Annotated in this window: 1 protein-coding gene; it reads left to right on the top strand. The window is 39.8% G+C overall.

Translation table 11 applies throughout. The annotated features are described in order from the left end of the window. A partial coding sequence (locus AAEY83_RS14940; protein WP_351060127.1) for an aminotransferase class V-fold PLP-dependent enzyme occupies positions 1-274 on the top strand: 274 nt, incomplete at both ends.

Raw genomic sequence — 274 nt, 5'->3', positions numbered from 1 at the left:
AGATATGGTGCAATTTGAAAGCTTATTAAACAGCAACACTAAGCTTGTAGCGGTAACTTACGCTTCAAATACCACAGGTTCAATTAATAATATTAAACGTATTGTTGAGCTTGCTCACGCTGTAGGCGCACTTGTTTATGTTGATGCCGTACATTACGCACCGCACGAACTTGTTGACGTGCAAGCGCTTGATTGCGACTTTTTAGCCTGCTCTGCATATAAGTTTTTTGGCCCGCATTTAGGTATGGTTTATGGTAAAAAAGAACATTTAGAC

This window comes from Psychrobacter sp. TB20-MNA-CIBAN-0197 (assembly GCF_040309765.1).
Taxonomy (GTDB): Bacteria; Pseudomonadota; Gammaproteobacteria; order Pseudomonadales; family Moraxellaceae; genus Psychrobacter; species Psychrobacter submarinus.
The sequence above is the reverse complement of the archived record's forward strand: the minus strand, read 5'-3'. Positions and strand labels throughout refer to the sequence as shown.